The 19,925-nt window shown below is 70.2% G+C and carries 20 protein-coding genes; 7 read left to right on the forward strand and 13 right to left on the reverse strand.

What is annotated here, in order from left to right:
• Positions 1-201: 201 nt before the first annotated feature.
• Both ACFXMF_RS37770 and ACFXMF_RS37775 read right to left on the reverse strand, forming a co-directional pair.
• Entirely contained in the window at positions 202-579 is a 378-nt protein-coding gene (locus ACFXMF_RS37770) for a TIGR03618 family F420-dependent PPOX class oxidoreductase (protein WP_360322417.1), read from the reverse strand.
• Positions 576-1,310, reverse strand: a complete 735-nt coding sequence (locus ACFXMF_RS37775) for an NAD(P)-dependent oxidoreductase (RefSeq protein ID WP_379992466.1) — start codon at positions 1,308-1,310, stop codon at positions 576-578. Before ACFXMF_RS37775 ends, ACFXMF_RS37770 begins: the two co-directional genes overlap by 4 nt.
• A gap of 88 nt (positions 1,311-1,398) precedes the next feature.
• Between ACFXMF_RS37775 and ACFXMF_RS37780 the strand changes: the two genes are divergently transcribed.
• Entirely contained in the window at positions 1,399-1,992 is a 594-nt protein-coding gene (locus ACFXMF_RS37780; RefSeq protein ID WP_379992467.1) for a TetR/AcrR family transcriptional regulator, read from the forward strand.
• A 572-nt stretch (positions 1,993-2,564) separates the two neighbouring features.
• Here ACFXMF_RS37780 and ACFXMF_RS37785 read toward each other — a convergent pair.
• The 4 genes from ACFXMF_RS37785 to ACFXMF_RS37800 all read right to left on the reverse strand — a co-directional run bounded on the left by ACFXMF_RS37785 (position 2,565) and on the right by ACFXMF_RS37800 (position 8,214).
• Positions 2,565-3,374 (reverse strand): carbohydrate-binding protein, encoded by an 810-nt coding sequence (locus ACFXMF_RS37785; RefSeq protein WP_380021013.1) that lies wholly within the window; start codon positions 3,372-3,374, stop codon positions 2,565-2,567.
• A gap of 78 nt (positions 3,375-3,452) precedes the next feature.
• Positions 3,453-4,391: an AraC family transcriptional regulator gene (locus ACFXMF_RS37790; protein WP_379992855.1), complete on the reverse strand. Its 939-nt coding sequence runs from the start codon at positions 4,389-4,391 to the stop codon at positions 3,453-3,455.
• Positions 4,392-5,221: 830 nt separating this feature from the next.
• Entirely contained in the window at positions 5,222-7,009 is a 1,788-nt protein-coding gene (locus ACFXMF_RS37795) for a glycosyl hydrolase family 18 protein (RefSeq protein WP_380021015.1), read from the reverse strand.
• A 302-nt stretch (positions 7,010-7,311) separates the two neighbouring features.
• Entirely contained in the window at positions 7,312-8,214 is a 903-nt protein-coding gene (locus ACFXMF_RS37800; protein WP_379991344.1) for a lytic polysaccharide monooxygenase, read from the reverse strand.
• A gap of 919 nt (positions 8,215-9,133) precedes the next feature.
• Between ACFXMF_RS37800 and ACFXMF_RS37805 the strand changes: the two genes are divergently transcribed.
• The 3 genes from ACFXMF_RS37805 to ACFXMF_RS37815 all read left to right on the forward strand — a co-directional run bounded on the left by ACFXMF_RS37805 (position 9,134) and on the right by ACFXMF_RS37815 (position 12,005).
• Complete coding sequence (locus tag ACFXMF_RS37805) at positions 9,134-10,714, forward strand: cellulose binding domain-containing protein (protein ID WP_379991345.1); 1,581 nt, start codon at positions 9,134-9,136, stop codon at positions 10,712-10,714.
• Positions 10,715-10,966: 252 nt separating this feature from the next.
• Positions 10,967-11,806: a Scr1 family TA system antitoxin-like transcriptional regulator gene (locus ACFXMF_RS37810; RefSeq protein ID WP_379991346.1), complete on the forward strand. Its 840-nt coding sequence runs from the start codon at positions 10,967-10,969 to the stop codon at positions 11,804-11,806.
• On the forward strand, positions 11,790-12,005 hold the full coding sequence (locus tag ACFXMF_RS37815) for a DUF397 domain-containing protein (protein WP_360322119.1): 216 nt from the start codon (positions 11,790-11,792) through the stop codon (positions 12,003-12,005). The genes ACFXMF_RS37810 and ACFXMF_RS37815 overlap by 17 nt, the downstream gene beginning before the upstream one ends.
• 373 nt (positions 12,006-12,378) lie before the next feature.
• Here ACFXMF_RS37815 and ACFXMF_RS37820 read toward each other — a convergent pair whose 3' ends face one another.
• Positions 12,379-13,599: an alpha/beta hydrolase family protein gene (locus ACFXMF_RS37820; RefSeq protein ID WP_379991347.1), complete on the reverse strand. Its 1,221-nt coding sequence runs from the start codon at positions 13,597-13,599 to the stop codon at positions 12,379-12,381.
• 305 nt (positions 13,600-13,904) lie between these two features.
• Between ACFXMF_RS37820 and ACFXMF_RS37825 the strand changes: the two genes are divergently transcribed.
• On the forward strand, positions 13,905-14,393 hold the full coding sequence (locus ACFXMF_RS37825) for an SRPBCC family protein (RefSeq protein WP_360322125.1): 489 nt from the start codon (positions 13,905-13,907) through the stop codon (positions 14,391-14,393).
• 1 nt (position 14,394) lies between these two features.
• On the opposite strand, the gene ACFXMF_RS37830 is transcribed toward ACFXMF_RS37825, so the two are convergent.
• From ACFXMF_RS37830 to ACFXMF_RS37850, 5 genes are all read right to left on the reverse strand, one after another.
• Positions 14,395-15,144, reverse strand: a complete 750-nt coding sequence (locus tag ACFXMF_RS37830; RefSeq protein ID WP_379991348.1) for an alpha/beta fold hydrolase — start codon at positions 15,142-15,144, stop codon at positions 14,395-14,397.
• Positions 15,145-15,327: 183 nt separating this feature from the next.
• The gene (locus ACFXMF_RS37835; protein WP_379991349.1) at positions 15,328-16,020 is read right to left on the reverse strand and encodes an alpha/beta fold hydrolase; all 693 of its coding nucleotides are present in this window, start codon (positions 16,018-16,020) and stop codon (positions 15,328-15,330) included.
• A 169-nt stretch (positions 16,021-16,189) separates the two neighbouring features.
• Positions 16,190-16,645, reverse strand: coding sequence for a hypothetical protein (locus ACFXMF_RS37840; protein WP_379991350.1), 456 nt, complete (start codon positions 16,643-16,645; stop codon positions 16,190-16,192).
• Between the two features lie 112 nt (positions 16,646-16,757).
• Positions 16,758-16,922 carry a hypothetical protein gene (locus tag ACFXMF_RS37845; RefSeq protein ID WP_379991351.1) on the reverse strand — a complete coding sequence of 55 codons (165 nt, stop codon included), beginning with the start codon at positions 16,920-16,922 and terminating at the stop codon, positions 16,758-16,760.
• Positions 16,923-17,598: 676 nt separating this feature from the next.
• The gene (locus tag ACFXMF_RS37850; protein ID WP_360322140.1) at positions 17,599-17,940 is read right to left on the reverse strand and encodes a helix-turn-helix transcriptional regulator; all 342 of its coding nucleotides are present in this window, start codon (positions 17,938-17,940) and stop codon (positions 17,599-17,601) included.
• A gap of 106 nt (positions 17,941-18,046) precedes the next feature.
• On the opposite strand from ACFXMF_RS37850, the gene ACFXMF_RS37855 reads away from it, so the two are divergent.
• Positions 18,047-18,940 (forward strand): NAD(P)-dependent oxidoreductase, encoded by an 894-nt coding sequence (locus ACFXMF_RS37855; RefSeq protein WP_360322142.1) that lies wholly within the window; start codon positions 18,047-18,049, stop codon positions 18,938-18,940.
• A 133-nt stretch (positions 18,941-19,073) separates the two neighbouring features.
• Here ACFXMF_RS37855 and ACFXMF_RS37860 read toward each other — a convergent pair whose 3' ends face one another.
• Entirely contained in the window at positions 19,074-19,550 is a 477-nt protein-coding gene (locus tag ACFXMF_RS37860; protein WP_379991352.1) for a DUF6069 family protein, read from the reverse strand.
• Between the two features lie 192 nt (positions 19,551-19,742).
• Between ACFXMF_RS37860 and ACFXMF_RS37865 the strand changes: the two genes are divergently transcribed.
• On the forward strand, positions 19,743-19,925 hold a 183-nt coding region (locus ACFXMF_RS37865), incomplete at its 3' end, for a hypothetical protein (protein WP_380021017.1).

Consider the following 19,925-nt stretch of genomic DNA (forward strand, 5'->3'; position numbering starts at 1 on the left):
GCCCCGGCCCCCCCCGGGCCCCGACGACGCGTCGGCCCCTTCGTGCGTCGCGGCGATGTCGTCGCGTCCGGTGCCGTCGCCGGTGAGGTGTTGCTGCGCCCCGGTTCCGGTCCCGGGTTCCGCTCCGGCGGCTGGGCGAGGCGTCGTTGCCACGGGCCGGCCGGTGGTCGCCGGTTCGTGTGGGGTGGTGTCGGGCGCGGGTCAGTGGAGGCCCAGGGTGCGGTCCACGGCTATCTCGATGACGACCCGGCCCGGGGGCGACGGGGGCGGGGATCCGTAGCGGGCGAGGTAGCGGCGTACGCCTTCGCGGACGCGTCGCGGGTCGGCGGTCAGGGTGGCCGTGCCTTCGAGCGTGATCCAACGGGGGCCCTCGGGTTGGCAGATCGCGACCCGGCTGCCGGGGGCCGCGAGCAGGTTGCGGGCCTTACGGGTCGTGTCGATCGTCAGAACGCGGGCCAGTCGCGCGGCACGATCCCAGGTGAACCGGACGGTGACCACGTGCGGGGAACCGTCGGGGCGCAGGGTGGTGAGTGTCCCGACGCTGGGCAACGCAAGGAGCGCCTCGGCACCGGGCGTCACCCGGCCACCCCCGCCTTCTGCGCCGCGGCGGCCTTCTCCGCCCTCTGGGCCTTGGCCTGACGGTAGATCAGCTTGGGGACGCTCATCTTGACGCCGCGGGTCCCGACGCCCATCGCCTTGCGGACGAACCGGCCGTCCCGGAGTTGACTCAGCATGGCCGCGGCGAGATCGGTGCGCGCGGTGTAGAGAGCGTCGACGCTGTCCTCGCCCAGTTCGTAGTCGGTGACCTCGTGGTGCTCGAACAGTCCGCCGGGGCGGACGATCGTCCAGTCCAACCGGCTTGCCCGCAGCACGGCTTCCATGCGGCGCATGTCCTCGTGTGCGGTCCTGGCCACCTTGCGGTTGACCAGCGGGTCCATGACGAGGTTGAAGAAGTGTTCGCCGGTGGGCCGCCAGTTCGGGTCGGCCACGCTGGAGCTGACCGCGACGAGGCGTTCGACGCCGTGCTGTTCCATGCCGGCGAGGATGTTGCGTACGCCGTCGGAATAGACCGTCACCCTTTCCCTGGTGGGTGGCACACCCAGCGCCGAGACGACCGCGTCGCTGCCCGCGACGGCCGCGGCGACGGCGTCGGCGTTCGCCACGTCGACGTTGGCGACGGTCAGGCCCGCGCGGGGTGCGAGTGCGTCCGCCCGGCGGGAGACGGCGGTGACCTCGTGGCCGGCGTCGAGGGCCTGGGCGGTGACGCGGCGGCCGGTCGGTCCGGTGGCGCCGAAGACGGTGATGCGCATGTGTCGCTCCTTGTTGCCGGCCCCGGGGGTGTCCGCGGGGCTCGCTGGGGTCGACTGTGGCCGGGCGGACACGTGGTATCCAAGGACGATGAATAAATCCCGGGGCCGTCCGCGCGGCAATCCGCCGACCAGAGCGCTCATCGCCGAGGCCGCACGCGTGCTGTTCCTCGAGCACGGCTACCGGCGTACGACGCTGCGGGCGATCGCCGCCGCGGCGGGCGTGGACCAGGCGCTGATCAAGTACCACTTCGGGTCGAAGCAGCAGTTGTTCGGCGAGGTCACAGAGCTGCAGTGCGCGCAGTCGCTGGGGCTCGGCGAGGCACTGCAGGGCGACCCGGCCGGGGTCGCCGACCGGATTCTGCAAGCCGTCACCGACCTGTGGGACGCGACCGCCGTCAACCGCGAAGCGCTGCAGGACGAGGACGTGATGGGGGTGCTGCGCGAGTATCTCGACGGGGAGGTGTTGCCGCAGATTGCTGAATATCTCGGCGGCACCGACGCGACCGAGCGCGCGACCGCGGTGGTCGTCGTGATCGGCGGCCTGATCTTCACCCGCTACCTCCAGCCGCTGCCGGCCGCCACGCGCCCGTCGGCGGCGGACGTACGCCGGATCCTGGGTCCGACGCTGCGCGCGGCCCTGCAAGGCAACCGCCCGCGGGCGCGGCGCGTCGCGGCAGCCTGAGGCCGCTGCGCCGGAGGGTGAACGCGGCGCAGACGGACGCCTACCGGCCGAGGACGTGCTCAGCCGGTGTGACGAGGGCGGCTGCGGCAAGCACCGCCGGGCACGCGGCATGCCCACGGTCGGGCCGTCGTGGCCGTTCGCAGCCGGGCGCGCGTGCCGCAGGGGGACATATATCCGCTTCGGTCGATCGCAGCGGCGAAGCGTCCGCACGGCGTCCGGCCCTGCGGCAGGGTGCGCCGGCGGGCCGGGCACCATGCGGCGGGGCCACGGCGCGGCCAACCGGATCCCCGAGGCGTCGGCCGCGACCGAGGGGAACTTCCCCCGTGGCGTGGGAGGTGTCGGTGGGCCGGTCAGGGCGGGTCGTCGGGTCCGGGCCGGGACACACGTGAATCGGATCCGAGGCGGACCCGGGATGCGCGACCGGGGTGGGCAGTGGTGTTCGCGCACGCGACCGTAGGGGGTACGGCCGGTGTGCTCGAGCGTGCGAGCGCGTTCGCGGCGTGTGCGCGGTGAACCGGCCGGCCCCGGACCGTGAGGACGGGGCCGGCCGGTTCCCGGGTCGGACGAGAGGGTCAGAGGCGCCGCCACAGGAAGTCGTAGTTCGGCGGTTCCCAGCCCGGTCGGGACAAGTGGGCCACGAGGCAGCGGTAGGTCGAGCCGCCGTACGTGACCTGGTCGCCCACGGCGTAGTTCGTACCGACCGCCCATGCGCGGCCGGTGGGCGGAGTCGTCGGCGGTGTGCCGTTGATGTTGAGCACGAAGTCGAACGACGCCTCACGACCCGACCCGACCTGACGGACCGTCATCAGCAGTCGGGGGTCGTAGATGGTGTCGGTGTTGTTGCGCGGCTCACCGGGGAAGTACGTCTGCGTGGTGAGGATGCCGCGGTTGGGCGCCTGGACCTTCATGTGCAGGTGCCGGGTGCGGCCCGGGTACAGGCCGGGCACGACCGTGGTGAGCTTGTAGGCGCCCTGGGCGTTGGTGTACTGGTGACCGCGGAAGGTGTATCCGACGTTGTCGTAGTTGCCGTTGGTGTCCGCCTGCCAGAAGTCGAGCAGCACGTTGGCCAGCGGCTGACACTGCCGCCCGAACACGTACCCCGACACGGTCAGCAGCGTGCCCGCGCCGGTGAGCACCGAGCGCTCGGGCGAGTTGGGCTTGAAGTACGGGCCCTCGGTCTGGTCGATCGTCGGCTCGTCGCCGTCGTGGCAGAAGGGCGTCGGCTCCAGGGTGTGGCCCTGGTCGCGCTGCGCTCGGGCGAGCGCCGGCACACCGCCGATGAGCAGCGGGAGGGGTGCGGCCACCAAGGCCGCCTTGAGCAGGTTCTTGCGGGTGATGCCGCGCCTGACGGGCTCGTCCTGATCGGTGTTGTCGGTGCCCACAGCGACCTCTTCTCGGCGAGGGGACGGGTGACCGGGATCGAGGCGAATCGATCCGGCGCACTCGCGATTGGTCTGAACCTATGCTCGGCGATCGGGCGCGTCGATGGACAAAGCAAGGCTCTCGTGGTGCTTCGCGTTGATCTCTCTGCGGTACTCGCCGGGCGTGCTCCCGGTCTCCCGGCGGAAGAACCGGCAGAAGTACGCGGGGTCCGCGAAACCCACCCGATCCGCGACCTGACGTACCGTCAGATCGCTGCCCGCCAGCAGCCGTTTGGCCTCCACCACCTGGGTCTGGCGGATGATCCGGCCGGGCGTACGTCCGGTGGCACTCTTCACCGCGTGGTTGAGGTGACCCACCGACACACCCAATTGGGCGGCGTACGCACCGACCGTACGCTCCACCGGATCCAGATCCACCGGCCCGTCCAGGAGCCGGGCGAAACGCTGCGCGATGACGGCGGTCGGACCCGGATCCTGCTCGGGTTCGACATCCGGGTCGTCGTGCGCTGCCAGTCGGGCCGCCCGCAGGATCAGCACATGCAGGTACGCCTGGAGGATCGGGATGAACCCCTCGCCCTGCTCGGTGTATTCGCGGCGCATCTCGGCCACCACCCCGGCCAGCCCCGGCGCCGCGTCGGGTGTGGGGCGCAGCCGTGGGTATCCGGCCAGTTCGCGAATCGTGTCCCGGTCCTCGGGGTGGGCGAGCAGGAAATCGTCGTTGAACAGGACGACCCAGCCGGTGAGTCCCTGCATGCGATGCCAGAAGTGCACCTGGCCCGGCGCGACGAAGAACAGGTGCGGCGGATTGACCGTTCTCGGCGCCAGATCGACCACGTGCGTGCCACGCCCGCCGGTGACGAAGACGATCTCGTAGAAGGTGTGCCGATGCGGGAAGTCGGCCCGCGACATCGGTCCGATCGTGTCGAACGACCCGATCGCGAACGGCAGGATGCCCGGCGCGGGTACGTCCAGCCGATGCAGGGGGACCGCCGGTCGAAGCTGGGTGGGCGAGCTCATCGGCCCCTCCCGACCGGTGCGTCGGGCCTGCCCGGCCTGCTGTTCCTGCGGAAGTCCCATGCCATGTCGGCCCCCTGGCGGTTCTCGGACGATGCGGCCGGCGCTCGATCAGCGGTTCACGCTAGACCGTTCGATACCCGCCGTCGGCGAGTTCGCACCCTCCGTCACGAACTGTCAAACGCCGACCGGTACATCGGAGACCCGGATCACCCGCTCTCGACACCCACCCGCGCCCGAACCCGGGTGCGCGCCGGCAGCAAGTACACCGCGCCGGACACCACGATCGGCAGGGACCAGCCCTTCCGCACAAAGGAGACCCGACCGACGTTTCGTCGGCCGGATCCGAAAGAAACCATATGGTTGGACATTCTCGTGCGACTCCGCCGTTCCGCTCGACGCGGATCACCTTGCCGACGCCGTCGCGGCGGCCGGTGCGGTGAAGTCGGCCGCGCGCAGCTCGGCGACCACGGGCGCGTGGCCCGCCGTCGGCCGGCCGGCGCCTCGTAAAGTCGGCCGTCGGTCCGGAGCTCGTGGACCGGGTCCAGGGCGCTTCGGTCCAAGTGCAGTGCGCGGCTCCCTCCGGCGGATCTGCGCGGCGGTCTCCATGGCGGTTCGGGGTGATCGGGCAGCACCCGCGGGCGTCGTGCGGGTGACGTCCGCAGGTGTTGCGCGATCACCCCGAACCGAGGAGCCGGCCGGTGTACCCACGCCGAGCACCGGCCGCCGGCTCACGGTGGGGTCGCGAGCCGACGTCCGGCGTTCCTGGGCGATCGACGGAGCGTTCGGGGCGGGCCGTGCGGATCCGCACGGCTCGCCCCGGCGGCCCGGTCTCAACTGATCGCGAAGTCGTCCCCGTGGACCGAACCCTGCGCGTACCAACCGTGCAGGTAGACGGTCACCGAACCGGAGGCACCGACGGTGAACGGGATGGTCAGCTTGGTCCACGCGGCGCCGGGTGAGGCCCACGTGCTCGCGGTCGCGCCGCCGCTGACGCCCAGGTAGGCGTAGTTGCCGCGGACCCAACCGGTGAGCGTGTGGGCCGAGTTCGGCGCCAGTTGCAGGGTCTGCCGGCATTCGCCGGTCTGGGCCGCGCCGGCCGCGGCCTCGATCGCGTGGGTGCCGCCGTGCGCCACCGAGGTGACCACCGCGCCGCCCGGCTGGCAGGTCCACGGGCTGAGCGCGCCGCTCTCCAGGTCGGCGTTGAGCAGGCCGCCGGTGGGCGCGCCGGTCACGGTGAGGTTGTACACCGTGTTGTGCGTCGCCGACGGCCCGGTGCCGGTGACGGTGAGCGGGTAACTGCCGGCCGGCACGGACGCGGAGGCGGTGATGGTGAGCGTCGCCGACCCGCCCGCGGTCACCGAGGTCGGGCTGACCGTGGCGCCGACTCCGTTGGGCGCGCCGGTCACGGTGAGCGCGACATTTTGCGCGGCGCCCGCCGTGACGGCCGTGTTGATCGACGCCGAGGTGCTGCCGCCCTTGGCGACCGACCCGGAGCCGGGGTTCAGGGTCAGCGAGAAGTCGTTGGTGACCGGTCCGCCGCCACTGGTGAACGGCGCGAAGGTGTGCGTGAACTGGTAGAGGTCCTGCGGGATTCCGGAGCAGTTGTCGGCCGCCCCGCTACCGGGACAGTTGCCGTTGTCGCGCTGGAGGGCCCACATCGACAGGGTGCTGATGCCCTGCGTCTTGGCCCAGTTGTAGACGGTGACCGCGTCGGCGGTGGTGAACGTCTCGGCCGGGCCGAAGTCGTCCACACCGGGCATCACGGTGATCCCGACCATGGCCCACAACTCGGCCTGGGTCTTGTTCGGGTAGAGCTGCGCGAGTTGGTTCTTCAGGCCGGTCGCCGCCGACTTGGCGTCGTTGGCCATCTGGTGCGGCTGGTTGTCGTAGTAGTCGAACGTCATGATGTTGGCGACGTCGACCTTGGTCCCGTTGGAGACCGCGTTCTGCAGTACGGCCAGGCCGCTCTCGGCCAGACCCTGCGTCGTGGTCGGCAGCGTGTACTGGATCTGCAACGGCCGGCCGGTGCTCGCCGCCCAGGTCTGGACCTGCTTGATCGCCTTGTTGCGGCGGTCGATGCCGGCCGGGTTGGTGAGCGAGTTGTCCTCGATGTCGAGGCAGATCCGGGTCAGGTCGTAGGTCGAGACGACGTTCTGGATGGCACTGGCGATCGAGTTGACGTTGGTGCAACTGTCCGCGATCTCGGTACCGGTGTTGTCCGCCGTGTAGCCGCCGAACGACGCGATCACGTCGCCGCCGGCCGCGCGGATCGAGGCGATCTCCGCGCCGAACGTGGCCTGGGAGATCGGCATCCCGGTATCGCCGTTCCAATACGGCGTACACGATCCCTTGGTCGGGGTCTGGATGAAGGCCATGGTCAGGTACTTCGCGCCGGAGGCGGCGGACAGCGTGGCCGGGTTCTCCCCGGTCCACGCCTCGAAGTACGGCGCGAACACCTGGGTGGGCATCGGCGTGCCGACCGCCTGGGCGACGGTCGTCTCGGGCACCGCCTCCGGCGCAGCGTGCGCCGCGCCGCCTGCGGACAACACGAGCCCCAACGACGCGGCTGCGGTGGTCAGCACGGTCGCCAGGGTGCGGAGCGGACTTGGTCGTCGCATGGGTACTCCCGCATTCGGTGGGACGGGAAGAGGACGGGGCGCGGGGCGGTGCGGGGCGGAGCGCGGTGCGAGACGGTGCGGGGTGCAGCACGGTGCGCGGTGCGGGACGGTGGCCGTGCGTCGCTGCGCGGCAGCGGGAGGCGGCGGGGCGGCGGAGGGGCAGAGGTCGAGCGACAGACGACGGTGATCGGTGATCGGGCAAGGTATGGCCCACCTCCGGCCCGGCGGCGGCCGTCGGGTTGGTCGGGCCCGTCGGCTTCGTCCGGACCGGAGGTGGCATCTGTGGGGTGCCGGGCGCGTGGTCAGCGCCGGGCGCGGGCCTCTCGGCGTCGACTGGTCAACACCACGGCGCCGCCGAGGACGACGAGCGCACCGGCACCCGCCGCGCCGACGGTGGCCGCGCGCGGGACTCCGGCGGGGCCGGTGTCCGATACGGCCGCGGCGACCGGCGCCTCGTTGATGGTCGCGGGATTGCGCCCGGCGGGCTCGATGTAGGGCGCGCCGGTCTCGTGGGCCAGCGGTGCGGTCGCGGGGTTCACCCGCGCGGCGGCGGGGGCGGCGGCGGCTCCGAAAACCACGTCCGAGCAGGAGTAGAACGCCTCGGGGCTGTCGGTGCGTTGGTAGACGACGTAGATCAGGTGCCGACCGGTCTTGCCGGCGGGCATCCGCCCGTTCATCACGAACGACCCGTTGTCCAGCGGCGGATCGGTCTGGGTCAGGAACGGCGTGGGCTCCAGATCCGACCACTTCAGCGGCACCGTCGGGTCGTAGCCGTCCCGGGTCACGTAGAACTCGAACGTGCCGCGGTGCGGCGAGGTGGCTCGGAACAGGAAGTTGAAGGTGCTGCCGGCGGAGACCGAGGTCGCCGGCCAGTCGGCGCGCGCCTGGTCGAAGCCCTTGTACTTGTCCCGCCCGGCACTGCACAGCTTGCCGTCCGGAATCACCTGACGATGCCGGCCGGCAACGTCCGCGAGGTTGACCTCGTTCCAGTCGTACACGGGCTGCGTGCCGCCGATCGCGACAGCCGCCTTGCACGCGGCGGACGTGGGGTTCTCCGGGTTCTCGGCGCGGCACGTGCCGGTCCGGCTGAGCGGATTGCTCAGCGTGCCGTGCGCCTGCGCCGTTCCGGTGGCGAGCGCGGTGATCGTCAGGGGCGTCAGACAGCAGGCCGCGGCGAATGCCGCAACCTTGCGGCGAGACTTCATGAAGCCCTCCGGGTAAGGGAATTGCCAATATCGGGGGACGTGCGGGGGCCTCACGACGGGGGCTCGCTCGGGAAAGGAGCCCCCGGATGGGGCGAATCGGCGCGGATGGGACGGTCGGCGCGGACGGGGTGAGTCGGCACTGGTGGGACGGGATCCGCGATGGCCGCGACGGATCCGGGTGTTCCGGCATACGGGTACCGACGCCTGTGGTCCGGGGGGACAGGTATAGACCAATGGCTGCGGCGGTACTCAGAGTCGCCGTGCTCGTCCGGTCGCGCAAGAGCACGGAGCCGGTCTTTCCGGCGGGACGGCCCGATCGGACCGTCATTACTCCCCAACCGAGACGTTGCGAACTGCGCCGAAAAGTCGGGATGGCCTGCGCGACCTTGTTTCTGACACACCGTCAGTTGTGTCGTCATTGTGGCGAGGAAAAATTTTCCGCGATTGCCGGCCGCCTTGCCAATACTTGCCGGGCAACCCCAAAAAGTGCCCGCACACCTATGGACGGGAACCAGGTTGGTATAGACCATTGTCCGTGCAAGGACGCTCGTCGGCGCGATGCGGACGGCGATCGTCCGGCCTTTCCGAAGATCGGCGCCACCGCGAACCCCCCGAGCACCAAGCGCCAAACGCCCGAACACCCAGCACTCCGACACCGACTGCCCCACTGCCCGGCCGCGAGCGGTGGCGCACGCCAACCGGCGGCGTGTGCACGGCATGTCCACCACCGCTCTCGTCCCCCGACTCGTGTCCCAAGACGTGTCCAGGAGCCGGCTCGATGATCTCTGCGTTCCCCGCCCCACACCGCAATTCGCGCCCCAGCACCGTGCTTTCCCACAACTCGCCTCCCCGCGACCCAGGCCCCGGTAGGGCTCGTTCCGACCAGGGCACGCCTCCTCCCGGGGCTCGTCGCCGATCGTTGCGCACGCTCGCCCGGGTCCTGGCCGCAACCGTCGTCGCACCGCTCGCACTTGTCGTGCTGCCCACCGGTGCCGCGCACGCCGCGACTCCCGAGGCGACGTTCGCCAAGGCGTCCGACTGGGGTTCCGGCTTCACCGGGCAGTACACGATCCGCAACCAGGGAACCGTCGCACTCACCGCCTGGCGGGTCGAGTTCGACCTGCCCGCCGGCACCACCGTCGGCTCGTACTGGGATGCCCTGCAGACCGGATCGACCGGCGGCCACTACGTCTTCACCAACCGCGAGTACAACGGCGCCCTCGCCCCGGGTGCCTCGGTCACCTTCGGCTTCCTCGGCTCGGGCCCGGGAACTCCCGCCGGCTGCAAGCTCAACGGCAACCCGTGCGTCGGACCGGCCGTCCCCGACACCACCCCGCCCAGTACACCGACCGACCTGCGCGTGACCACGGCCGGCCCGAACGCGCTGGCCCTGTCCTGGACCGCGTCCACCGACAACGACCGGGTGGCCGGCTACGACATCCAGGTCGACGGCGCCGCGACCACGACCAGTGCCGGTCCGGGCGTGACGTTGTCCGGGCTCACCCCCGGCACCGCCTATGCGGTCAAGGTGCGCGCGAAGGACGCGGCGGGCAACATATCCCCGTTCACTCCCGAACTGATCGCCACCACCACGACCGGCGGTGGCAATCCCCCACCGGGATCGGTGCGCAGCGTCCCGTACATCGACATCACCGCACCCACCCCGACCCTGACCGACGTTGCCGCGGCCACCGGCCAGAAGTTGTTCACGCTCGCCTTCGTACTGGGCAGCAACAGCGGCTGCGACCCCAAGTGGGGCGGCACGATCGCGCTCGACGAACCACGTATCGTCAACCAGATCACCGCACTTCGCGCCCAGGGCGGCGATGTCGTGGTCGCCTTCGGCGGCGCGGCCGGGCCGTACCTGGAGGCGTCCTGCGGCAGCCCCGACGCGCTCGCCGCCGCCTACACCAAGGTGATCGACACCCTCGGCGTCAAGCACCTCGACATCGACATCGAGGCGTCCATCCCGCTCGACACCATGAACAAGGCGCTGGCCAAGGTGCAACGGGACCGACCCGCCACCACCGTCAGCTTCACCCTGATGGTGCAGGGCGACGACTACGGGCTGACCCCGTCCCTGGGCGTGGACCTGCTCAAGAACGCGCGGGACAACGGAGTTCGGGTCGACATCGTCAATCCGATGGCGATGGAATTCGGCACCTCGCGCCCGGTGTGGGGCGACGCGGTGATCACCGCCGCCGAATCGACGCTGCGTCAGATGAAGGAGATCTGGCCCGCCAAGTCGGACGCCGAACTCAAGAGCATGCTCGCGGTCACCCCGATGATCGGCCGCAACTTCAACGGCAAGACCTTCGTCCAGTCGGACGCGAACAAGCTGGTCGCCTGGGCGAACACCAACCACATCGGCCGGCTGGCGTTCTGGTCGGTGGGCCGGGACAACGGCTCCTGCCCGGGCGGCGGCGTGTCGCCCACGTGCAGCAGCATCAGCCAATCGCCTTACGAGTTCACCAACCTGTTCAAGAACTTCACCGGCTGAACCCACCTGCCCGGCATCGGTCGACCCCCTTTCGGCCGGTGCCTCCCGCGCCCGGCGGCGCCCACGCGACGCCGCCGGGCCACCCTCTCACCGGGCCCGATCGATCTCGGCGGCAACCGCCGGTCGCAGGCCCGCCGCGGTACCGATGGGGTCGAATATCAGGATTCGTGCGCAACACATCACTTTCAACCGTTACGTTGATCGCGGGCCGGGGCCGACCCTGACGTCGCGTACGAAGCGGAGTGATGACCCATGCCACGCAGGAATCTGGACCCGTACAAGTCGCCGAGAGCCTTCTACGCCTCGGAGTTGCTCCGACTGCGCGAGGCTGCGGGACTGACCCAGGCCCAGCTCGCCGAACACGTGTTCTGCCACGATTCGAACATCGCCCACTTCGAATCGGGTACCCGGCGGCCCCAAGTGGAGACCTCGAAGATGTTCGACGAGGTGTTCGACACCGGGCAACACCTCCAACGCCTGTGCGCGTTGGCCCGCCGGTCCGGACACGCCGAATACTTCGCGGACGCTGCGGAGTTGGAGGAACGCGCGCTGACGATCAGCGAGTACTCACCGATGCTGGTGCCGGGATTCCTGCAAACCGAGGCGTACGCACGCGCATTCACCAAGTCCGCTCGCCCTTTCGCTGCCGAGGACGAAATCGAAGAACTCGTGCGAACACGCATGGAGCGAGCGCGATTGTTGGAGAAGGAACACCCGCCCAAAGTCTGGGAGATCATTCACGAGGCTGCGCTGCACGTCGTCGTGGGGTCGCCCGAGGTCATGCACGAGCAGTTGCTGGCCGTCGTCGAGGCGGGCCGAAGTCGGCGCTACCTGGTACAGGTGCATCCGTTCACAGGCGGCCCACACCCGTTCATGACGGGCGTCGTCTCCTTGATGTCCTTCGCGGATTCCTCACCTGTCGTATACGTCGAGGGCGCATACACGGGCCAGTTGATCGATGATCCGACCGTGGCCGGGAGATATCGGAAGGCATACGATCTGGCCAGAGCGGCCGCGCTCTCGCCGGCGGCTTCCTTGCTCCTGATCGAATCCGTAGCGAAGGGTTTCGCAACCGATGAGCATCGCACATGACCTGAGCACTGCCCGCTGGCGCAAGTCCTCCTACACGAACGCTGACGGCGGCAACTGCGTCGAGGTGGCCGGCGGCCTGCCCGGCATCGTCCCGGTCCGCGACAGCAAGGTCCTCGACAGCCCCACACTCGTCTTCGAGAACGACGGCTGGTCGGCCCTGTTGTCCGACCTCGCAGCCGGCGACCACGCGACCCACTGACAACGATTGGAGTCCCGAGGCCCAACAGCCCCGGGACTCCAATCACGTCACATATCGGACCAATCTCTTGGCAGGGCTTTTGTACCGGAGTATGATGGTTAGTGGCCTACGGGGCGAGCGAGGGAGTTCGACCGATCAGTGGGTGGCCTTGGAGAAGGGAGCTTCGGCTCATGCCAAGGTCGGGCGGTCGGGCTGAGAGGCGAGAAGGTCGAATGGACCGGATCGCGACCCCTAGCACCTGATTCGGACAATGCCGGCGCAGGGAGTCCCACCTCGTAGGTCTTTTACGCGCGTACGTCGACCCGGGCACCGGGCCCGATGGACGCGCGTCCGCATGTCTTGGCCCGGACCGGCCTGGCCGGCCTCCGAGCAATCACCGACCCGGATTGTTGAACCGGACCTCCGGGTTGGCAGGTGTCGCGCCCACCAACCAGGGCTGGGGGATGCACTTCAGGTGGAGGTCGAAGAAGGCCCCGACGTAGGCCCGAGTCAGGGCCAGCCCGCGCTCCCCGGCGAGCCCGGTCGGCAACCCGCCGCCGGGCAGGCCCAGTTGGTCGAGGAAGACCGGGATGTCGCTGAAGCTGTAGTGATTCGCGCCGGTCACCGTCAACCACCGCTTCCACCCGTCCAGTCGAGCCCACGCCTGGTCCCAACTGGGATCCGTACCTCCCGGTCGATGCACCTCGTCGCCCGTGCCGAGCAGCATGAACGGGCGCCCGCGCAGGCCCGTTTCGGGTACCGCAGAGTGGAACGCGCCGTCGATGTTCACGCCCGCCCGGACCCGGGAATCGGCCGCCATCGCCGCAGCCGAACTCGCGCCGCCGATCGAGTGCCCTGCCATGCCGATCCGGTTGCGGTCGATCAGGGCGGCGTAGCGCCAGGCCGACCGGGGTCCGGTGAGTCGATCCAGTACGAAGGACGCGTCCTTGGCCCGACCGGCGGTAACGGCCTCCAGGTCCGCTTCGGTCCGGACCTTGTCACACGCGACGCAGGTGAGCATCCGGCCGCCCGGGAACGCGGTTCCCACCGACTCGTACGCGTGGTCGACGGCGGCCACCACGTAGCCGCGGCTTGCCAGTTCCTCCGCCAGGCCGGTGAGGGTGTACGCGGAGACCCCGAATCCCGGGGACAACAGGACGAGCGGAAACCGGCCGGAGGCGGGCCGGGCATCGACCTCGACGTCGGTCGTGGTGGCGCCGAGCGTCTCGGCGGGGAAGGCGTTGCCCATCCCCCGGTCCGCGAGCAGCAGGCGGGCCTCCTCGACGGTGGCATAGGGGGCGGGCGTGCGGGTGCGGGTTCCATGCCGGGCGGGGTAGTAGACGCCGACCATCAGTTCGCGTGCACCGGCTTCCGGCACCCACGGGTCCCGGCGGGTCCGGTCGACGAGGTGCAGGGATTCCCGACCGACGGCGAACGGGCCGGTGGGGTGCGGCAACGAGGTTCGATCGGCCGACGCCGGGAGGTCGGTTGCGGAGATGGAGGCGGAGGTCGCGGCCGCGGGTTGGGCCAGGGCGGTGGGCACGGCCAGCGCGAGAGCAAGGGCCAAGGCGAACGCGGGAAGCGCGCCCGTCGGGTTCGGCGAGGATCGGTTCATGTACCGATCCTCGGTTCCGGAGCCGGTTGCGTGCATCGGCCGGCGGTCGCACCGCGACAAGGGCGCGGCGTACATCCTCGGGCGCATCCGGCCGCCCTACGACCGATGGTTCGGGGAAAGTCGGCGGACCCGCGGCCCGGTCCGGATCGGCCGATCGGAGCACCGCCGAACCGTCCGTGCGGTCCTTCGGCGTGGCGTACGCACGGTGCCGGGCTGTCGGGTCGAAGCGGCGGATAGTGGGACGAAGGCGATCCCCGGGTATCGGTCGCGCCCGCGTTCGATGCCGCCTCTGTTGGGAGAAACCCGTGTCCGACACCCAGTTCACCTATGTCATGTACGTCCGCACCACCCCCGAGGAGTTGTGGCGCGCGCTGACCGAGCGCACCGAGATCGACCGCTACTTCGACGGATCGGGGCCGGAATCGGACTGGCGGGTCGGCTCGCCGGTCCGCTGGTCGATGGCACCGCGCACGGCGCCGCGGGACGCCGGTCAGGTGGTCCTGGCGGCCGAGCCGCCGCGTCGACTGGCCTATACGTGGCACAACTACGAGCCGGAGATCGCCGAGATGTTCGGCTGGAGCCCGGAACAACTCGCCGAACAGCGCCGTGAGCCGATCTCTCGGGTCTCCTTCGACCTGGTGCCGCTGGGCGAAGTGGTCGCGCTGCGGGTCCTGCATGACGGCTTCGCACCGGAATCCGAGATGCTCAAGAGCATCCGGGAGGGCTGGCCGATGATCCTGTCCAACCTCAAGACGATGCTGGAGACCGGCGAGACCTTGCGCTTCGGCGCGTAGCTCAGCGCTTGGAACCGGTGGGGTCGGTGGAGCCTGCGGCGCCGGTGGGATCTGTCGGTGTGCGCAGGAAGGACCGGGTGACCTCGGTGAAGGCTTGGGGCTCGGCGGCGTGGACCAGGTGGCCGGCCGGGATGGTGACCACCCGGGCGTCCGGCAGCCGGCGGGTCCACTCGGTGACCCGGTCCTGCGGAATGTGGCTCGTCGAGCCGCCGGCGACCACGAGGGTGGGGGCGGTGATCCGGGCCAGGCGTTCCCACCACACCGGATCGGGGGTGTCGATCTGCTTGCGGACGGCGACGACCATGTCCCAGTCGAAGCCGAGTTCGCCCTCGGGCCGGGTCGGCGGGACGGGATCGCGCGGCAGCGGCACAGAGACGTCCTCCAGTACCAACCGGCCCACCCGATGCGGGTGTTCCTGCGCGAACAGGTAGGCCACGACGCCACCCATCGAATGGCCGATCAGGTCCACCCGATCGAGGCCGAGCACGTCGAGAAACGCGACCAGGTCGTCCCGCATCAGTTCGACGGAGTAGTCGCCGGGCCAATCGCTGCGCCCATGCCCGCGCAGATCGACCGCGTACACCCGCCACCGCTCGGCCAGGGCCCCGGCTACTCGGGCCCAGTGCGTGGCGTCCTCACCGAGCGCGTGCAACAGCACCAGCGGCGGGGCCTCCGGCGTGCCCCACACGTCGTACGCCAGGCAAATCCCGCCGATCTCCACCGTGCTCGACGCACCACTCGGTTCACCCATATTCGGACCATAGCCGTGCGACCGGCGGCGACGGAACGTCGTTCGCTGCGGGCCGAATGGGCTGCGGCGGGCGCCGGATCCCGCGCGCCACGCCGGCTCGGGGCGATCGAGCGGGCGGCGTACCGCGCGGGCAGCACTCTTGCGCGATGCGCCTCGGGCGCGATGCGGCGCGGGCGCGGTGGGTCAGATCCAGCCGTCGAGCGACTTCAGGAACGCGTCGAAGTCGTCGCGGTGGATGCAGTGGCCGACGTTTTCGACCACGCGTACCTCGAAGCCGTTCCCGCGCAGTTCCTCGTTCAGCTCCGGCGTCATGATGAAGCTGTCCGACGCGGACTGGACCAGGCTGGGCACCACGGGCGCGGCGGGAACGTAGTCCGGGTCGAAGTCGCCCAACCGGGTCAGGAAGTCCTGGTCGAACTTCCGGAAGCCGTCGAGTTCGGCCTGTACGTCCGCCGCGGACCAGCGCGGGTTCATCGCACGAATGCTCTCCAGGGAGGCGTTGGCCACCATCACCCGCATCCCCTCGAAGGCACCGGCAGGTACCGAGCCCATCCGAAAGCCCGGGTCGGAGTACACGGCCTTCTTCGGCCGCAACCGCTCGACCGCGAGCGACAGCGCGAGCGCGCCGAGCGAGTGCCCGATCGCCACGTCGGCGCCGACCGGCAGGTTCTCCACGAGGTCGTCGGCCATCGCTTCCGGGCTGTACTGCGCCCGCTCGCTCAGCCCGTGCCCACGCAGGTCCGGCGCGTACACCCGGTAGCCGCGCCCGACCAGCACATCCTCCAACGCGTGCCACGTCCCGTGGTCCGACATCCCACCATGAACAAGCACCGCAACCTTGTCCCCGACCCCACGCTCATGCACATGCAGCTTCACAGAACACGCTCCCCTCTACGCTGACACGATTCAGCATCACTTCACGATGCTACCTCCGCCGCCCACGGGAGACCAGCCGCCACGCACCGGATCCCCCATCTCCCCACCATCCCCGGACACGCCCCCAACGCAGCCCACCTGGGGCACCCGGATGAGGAGGGCGCGGACCCTACAGGCCCAGGCTTGCGACGAAGGCCGAGAAGGCAGGTGCTACGACCCTCCACTCGCAGAGCTGGGGGTTCGTCCAGAAATCACTGCCGACCACGCGAGGATCCGATTGATCGGTGCGGTAGTCGAGCGCCAGGGCAACGTCGTCACCAGGGGTGCGATTGGCGGCAATCAGCACCGCCTGTTCAACGTCGAGCCAAGGCAGTTCGAGTGGGACGGCGCCCCTGCTTCCACGTGCCTCGCGAAAAAACGCACGGTGCTCGTCGTCGGCGAACATGTCCATCGAACGGGACTCCGACTCCATCCGCCCCGGGCTCGACAGAAAGACGAGCGGGCTCTTGAACCACGGGACGACCTCCGCCAGTACCGCATCGCCCGGGTGACGCCAAAGGCCGCGATCGATGAGGGAGGTCAGTCCGTCCGGCAGTGCAAGTCCACGAACCATCGAAGACACCATGACGCACAGCGTCGCACGACTCCGCCGTAGGGCTCCGACGCCCCACGGGCCGACCCGCGCATCGCGTGTGCGTTCGAGGTTTCGAAGCGGCACGTGCTCCTGCGGTCGCGTCTCAGTCGGCCTGCGGTCCGTCGTCCACGCACAGGCCGGTCCGGCAACATACGGGCAACCGGTCGGCCGCGATCTCCCGGACACGGTGCAGGCGGGCCCGGTCGGTCTCCACCACCGCGAGGATCTCGAAGGCGGTGCCGGCGGCCCCGATGGATCGATTCGACATGACCTCCTCATAGAGCAGCCATAGACCTCGCACGGCAACGTCTCGGCACAGTTCCGGAAGATCGAGCCCACGTCGGGAAGACACGAAATCCGTGCCGTCACCTGCCACCAGGCACCGCAGGAGGTCCAGGAACTCCGCGCGTGCCGTCGGTGCGACGTCGTCCGCGAGGGCCGCCAGAGCAACGGACGTCACGGCGGGGGCCGGCTCCCACAGGACCACCTCGGACCAGATGTGCCCTTCGAACCCGACGCGGCCGGATTCCCCTCGGAATTCCCCACCCGCAAGCCTCGACAAATCCCCGGCCAGGTGCCCGGCCGAGTCTCCGCACCCGCACAGCATGCCGTTCCAGTCCTGCCGGGCAATCTCCAACTCGACCAGTCGCATGGTTCCCACACTCTAGACGAGACCCACCAAACCCCAACGACCCGCCTGGAGTTGCCAGACTTCAAGGGCACGGACGCCCACCCGCAGCGTGATCGACGGGCCCGGCATCCCTCGATGCATGGCCCCGACCGCGCCCCCACCTCGGCGGCCCCGCGTCCACCCGCGATGCCGAGTCGGCTCCGCCTGCGGTTGCACACCCACGCGCCGCGCCCGGCGATCCTCCGGTGATCCGGCCGGCCGAACGGCCGACCGCATCAGCGGTCGGGAGATCACGCGGTCGGGGTCGGTCTTGTCAGCGCGGGGCTTCCGGCTCGGTCGGGGGTTGGGTTTCGAGGTGGAGGAGGGTGGCGAGGAAGCCGGGGAAGCGGTGTTCGAACTCGGGTTCGCGGAGGCGGAGCGTCATGCCCGTGCCGGTGTTGCGTTGGACGACCAGGCCCGCCTCGCGCAGCACCTTCCAGTGGTACGAGCGGGTGGACTTGGTGCCGGGCACCGTGAGTGCCGTACACGGGAGTTCGCGGGTCGGGTCCACGGCCAGTGCGACGACCACGCCGCGTCGGTGTTCGTCGGAGAGCGCGGCGAAGACGTCGCTCAGCGACACCTCGTCGAGCGACGGGTGGTGCATCTGGACAGGCATCCCGATCCGCTCCTTGCCTGGGTCCACGGTTGCCGGCGCAGGCCGTGGGTGTCTACGGTACCGGGGTACGAAGATTTTCGAACCACCCCGATGGGAAGCGCACACCATGACGAACACCCGACCCACCCCCGTTCATCCCACCGTCGCCGTACTGGGCACCGGCATCATCGGCGCCGCCATCGCCCGCAACCTGTCCCGGAACGACTTCGAGGTGCGGGCCTGGAACCGTACGCCCGCCAAGGCCGCGGCCCTGACCGCCGACGGCGTGCGCGCGGTCGAGACGCCGGCCGACGCGGTCTCCGGTGCGGACATCGTGGTCACCGTGCTCAACGACGGCCCCCGGGTCCTGGACGCGATGCGAGCCGCGGTGCCCGGGCTGCGCGCCGGCGCCGTGTGGGTCCAGGTCAGCACGGTCGGCGTCGACGCACTGGACGAACTGGCCGCGTTCGCCGGTGAACACGGGCTGCTGTTGGTGGACGCCCCGGTGCAGGGCACCCGGGGGCCCGCCGAGCAGGGGCAGTTGGTCGTTCTGGCGGCGGGCGCGCCGGCGGCCCGCGAGGTGGTCCAGCCGCTGTTCGACACGATCGGTCGGCGCACCCTGTGGGTCGGCGAGGACGGTACCGCCGGCACGGCCAGTCGCCTCAAGCTCGTGCTCAACACCTGGGTCCTGGCGCTGACCCACGGCGTCGGAGAGGCCCTGGCCCTGGCCCGCGGCCTGGACGTGGACCCGCAACTGTTCCTGGACGTGGTAGGCGGCGGCCCGATGGACAACGCCTACTTCCAGCTCAAGTCGGCCGCAATCCTCTCCGACGACTACACCACCAGCTTCTCGGTGGACAACGCCGAGAAGGACGCCCGTCTGGTGCTTCAGGCCGCCGAACGCGTGGGTGTCCGGATGGACGTCGTCGCTGCCGGGGCGGAGCGCTTCCGCCGCGCCTCCGCACAGGGCCACGGCGACCAGGACATGGCGGCCGGCTACTTCGCCGGCTTCGACCAGTAGACCCACTTCGACAAGCAACCCCGTACGGCGACCCGCATTCGGTCGACCGGGCAGGTCGCGGCGCACGCGACCATGTGGGCCCGGCCGACCGGGCGGGATGCGATCGACACCGCCGCTGCGCCCGCGGACCCGGTCAGCCGCGCGCATCACGCCCACGCCCCGGAGCGCTCGCGAGCCGGCGCACCACCACCGGAACGACGATCGCCGCGGCCACCACGTGCGCGCCGCACAACATCGCCTTGGTCGAGGCCGGCGTGTCACCGGCCCACAGCGGGCCGGCCATGGACAGCGCGGTCAGCACGAGCGTGGCCGCCAGGTACGTCCGGGCCGGGCGGGTCGCGAAGCGTGCGAGGAGTACGGCCAGTAGCGTCCCGATCGACAGACTGACCGCCGTGCCCATCGCGAACATCCCGACGGTGATCGGTTCCGCCGTCGCCGCCCCGATGTTCCCGGCCCGCATCGGCACGCCGAGGCCCCGGGCGAGCAACCCGTACAACTCCGTGCCGATCGCGGCGGCCACCCCGGCCGCCACGCTCACCGACCACACCGACCAGGACTCCCACGCGGCGGGCGAACGATCGGTCGAGGTCGGGCGCATCGTGGTGTTCATCGACATTCTCCTCTGACATCCGGGCGGTTCCCGTTGCCCGAGGGTCGGAGGCGCTCCCCGCTTCTCGACATCACCACCGCATCACCGAGACCACCGACACCGCCGGAGGCGTCACGCCCGCTATCGCTTCGCCGCAGTTCGGAACCTCGCACAACGGCCATCGGCGAATTCGTACGTCAGTACGATGCCTGGGTGACGAGTGACGTGGCGACCGATCAGCCGACCCACCGCCAACTACCGCAGGGGAATGAGGAGTTCCTCGACGGCCGTAGTTCCGGGGCCGCACGTCCGGAGCCGCGCGGGTGGGCCTGGTCGCTGGCTCGGTTCGGGTATCGGGATCGGCCGCCGACGTCGTTGCGCGAGCGGTTGGTGCCC

It is taken from the genome of Embleya sp. NPDC059213, from assembly GCF_042754445.1.
Lineage (GTDB): Bacteria > Actinomycetota > Actinomycetes > Streptomycetales > Streptomycetaceae > Embleya.

Coding starts and splice junctions, on each gene's coding strand:
- ACFXMF_RS37775 (WP_379992466.1), bottom strand. CDS start 1,310: ATGCGCATCACCGTCTTCGGCGCCACCGGACCGACCGGCCGCCGCGTC.
- ACFXMF_RS37780 (WP_379992467.1), top strand. CDS start 1,399: ATGAATAAATCCCGGGGCCGTCCGCGCGGCAATCCGCCGACCAGAGCG.
- ACFXMF_RS37790 (WP_379992855.1), bottom strand. CDS start 4,391: ATGAGCTCGCCCACCCAGCTTCGACCGGCGGTCCCCCTGCATCGGCTG.
- ACFXMF_RS37795 (WP_380021015.1), bottom strand. CDS start 7,009: ATGCGACGACCAAGTCCGCTCCGCACCCTGGCGACCGTGCTGACCACC.
- ACFXMF_RS37800 (WP_379991344.1), bottom strand. CDS start 8,214: ATGAAGTCTCGCCGCAAGGTTGCGGCATTCGCCGCGGCCTGCTGTCTG.
- ACFXMF_RS37810 (WP_379991346.1), top strand. CDS start 10,967: ATGCCACGCAGGAATCTGGACCCGTACAAGTCGCCGAGAGCCTTCTAC.
- ACFXMF_RS37815 (WP_360322119.1), top strand. CDS start 11,790: ATGAGCATCGCACATGACCTGAGCACTGCCCGCTGGCGCAAGTCCTCC.
- ACFXMF_RS37820 (WP_379991347.1), bottom strand. CDS start 13,599: ATGAACCGATCCTCGCCGAACCCGACGGGCGCGCTTCCCGCGTTCGCC.
- ACFXMF_RS37830 (WP_379991348.1), bottom strand. CDS start 15,144: ATGGGTGAACCGAGTGGTGCGTCGAGCACGGTGGAGATCGGCGGGATT.
- ACFXMF_RS37840 (WP_379991350.1), bottom strand. CDS start 16,645: ATGGTGTCTTCGATGGTTCGTGGACTTGCACTGCCGGACGGACTGACC.
- ACFXMF_RS37845 (WP_379991351.1), bottom strand. CDS start 16,922: ATGTCGAATCGATCCATCGGGGCCGCCGGCACCGCCTTCGAGATCCTC.
- ACFXMF_RS37850 (WP_360322140.1), bottom strand. CDS start 17,940: ATGCCTGTCCAGATGCACCACCCGTCGCTCGACGAGGTGTCGCTGAGC.
- ACFXMF_RS37855 (WP_360322142.1), top strand. CDS start 18,047: ATGACGAACACCCGACCCACCCCCGTTCATCCCACCGTCGCCGTACTG.
- ACFXMF_RS37860 (WP_379991352.1), bottom strand. CDS start 19,550: ATGAACACCACGATGCGCCCGACCTCGACCGATCGTTCGCCCGCCGCG.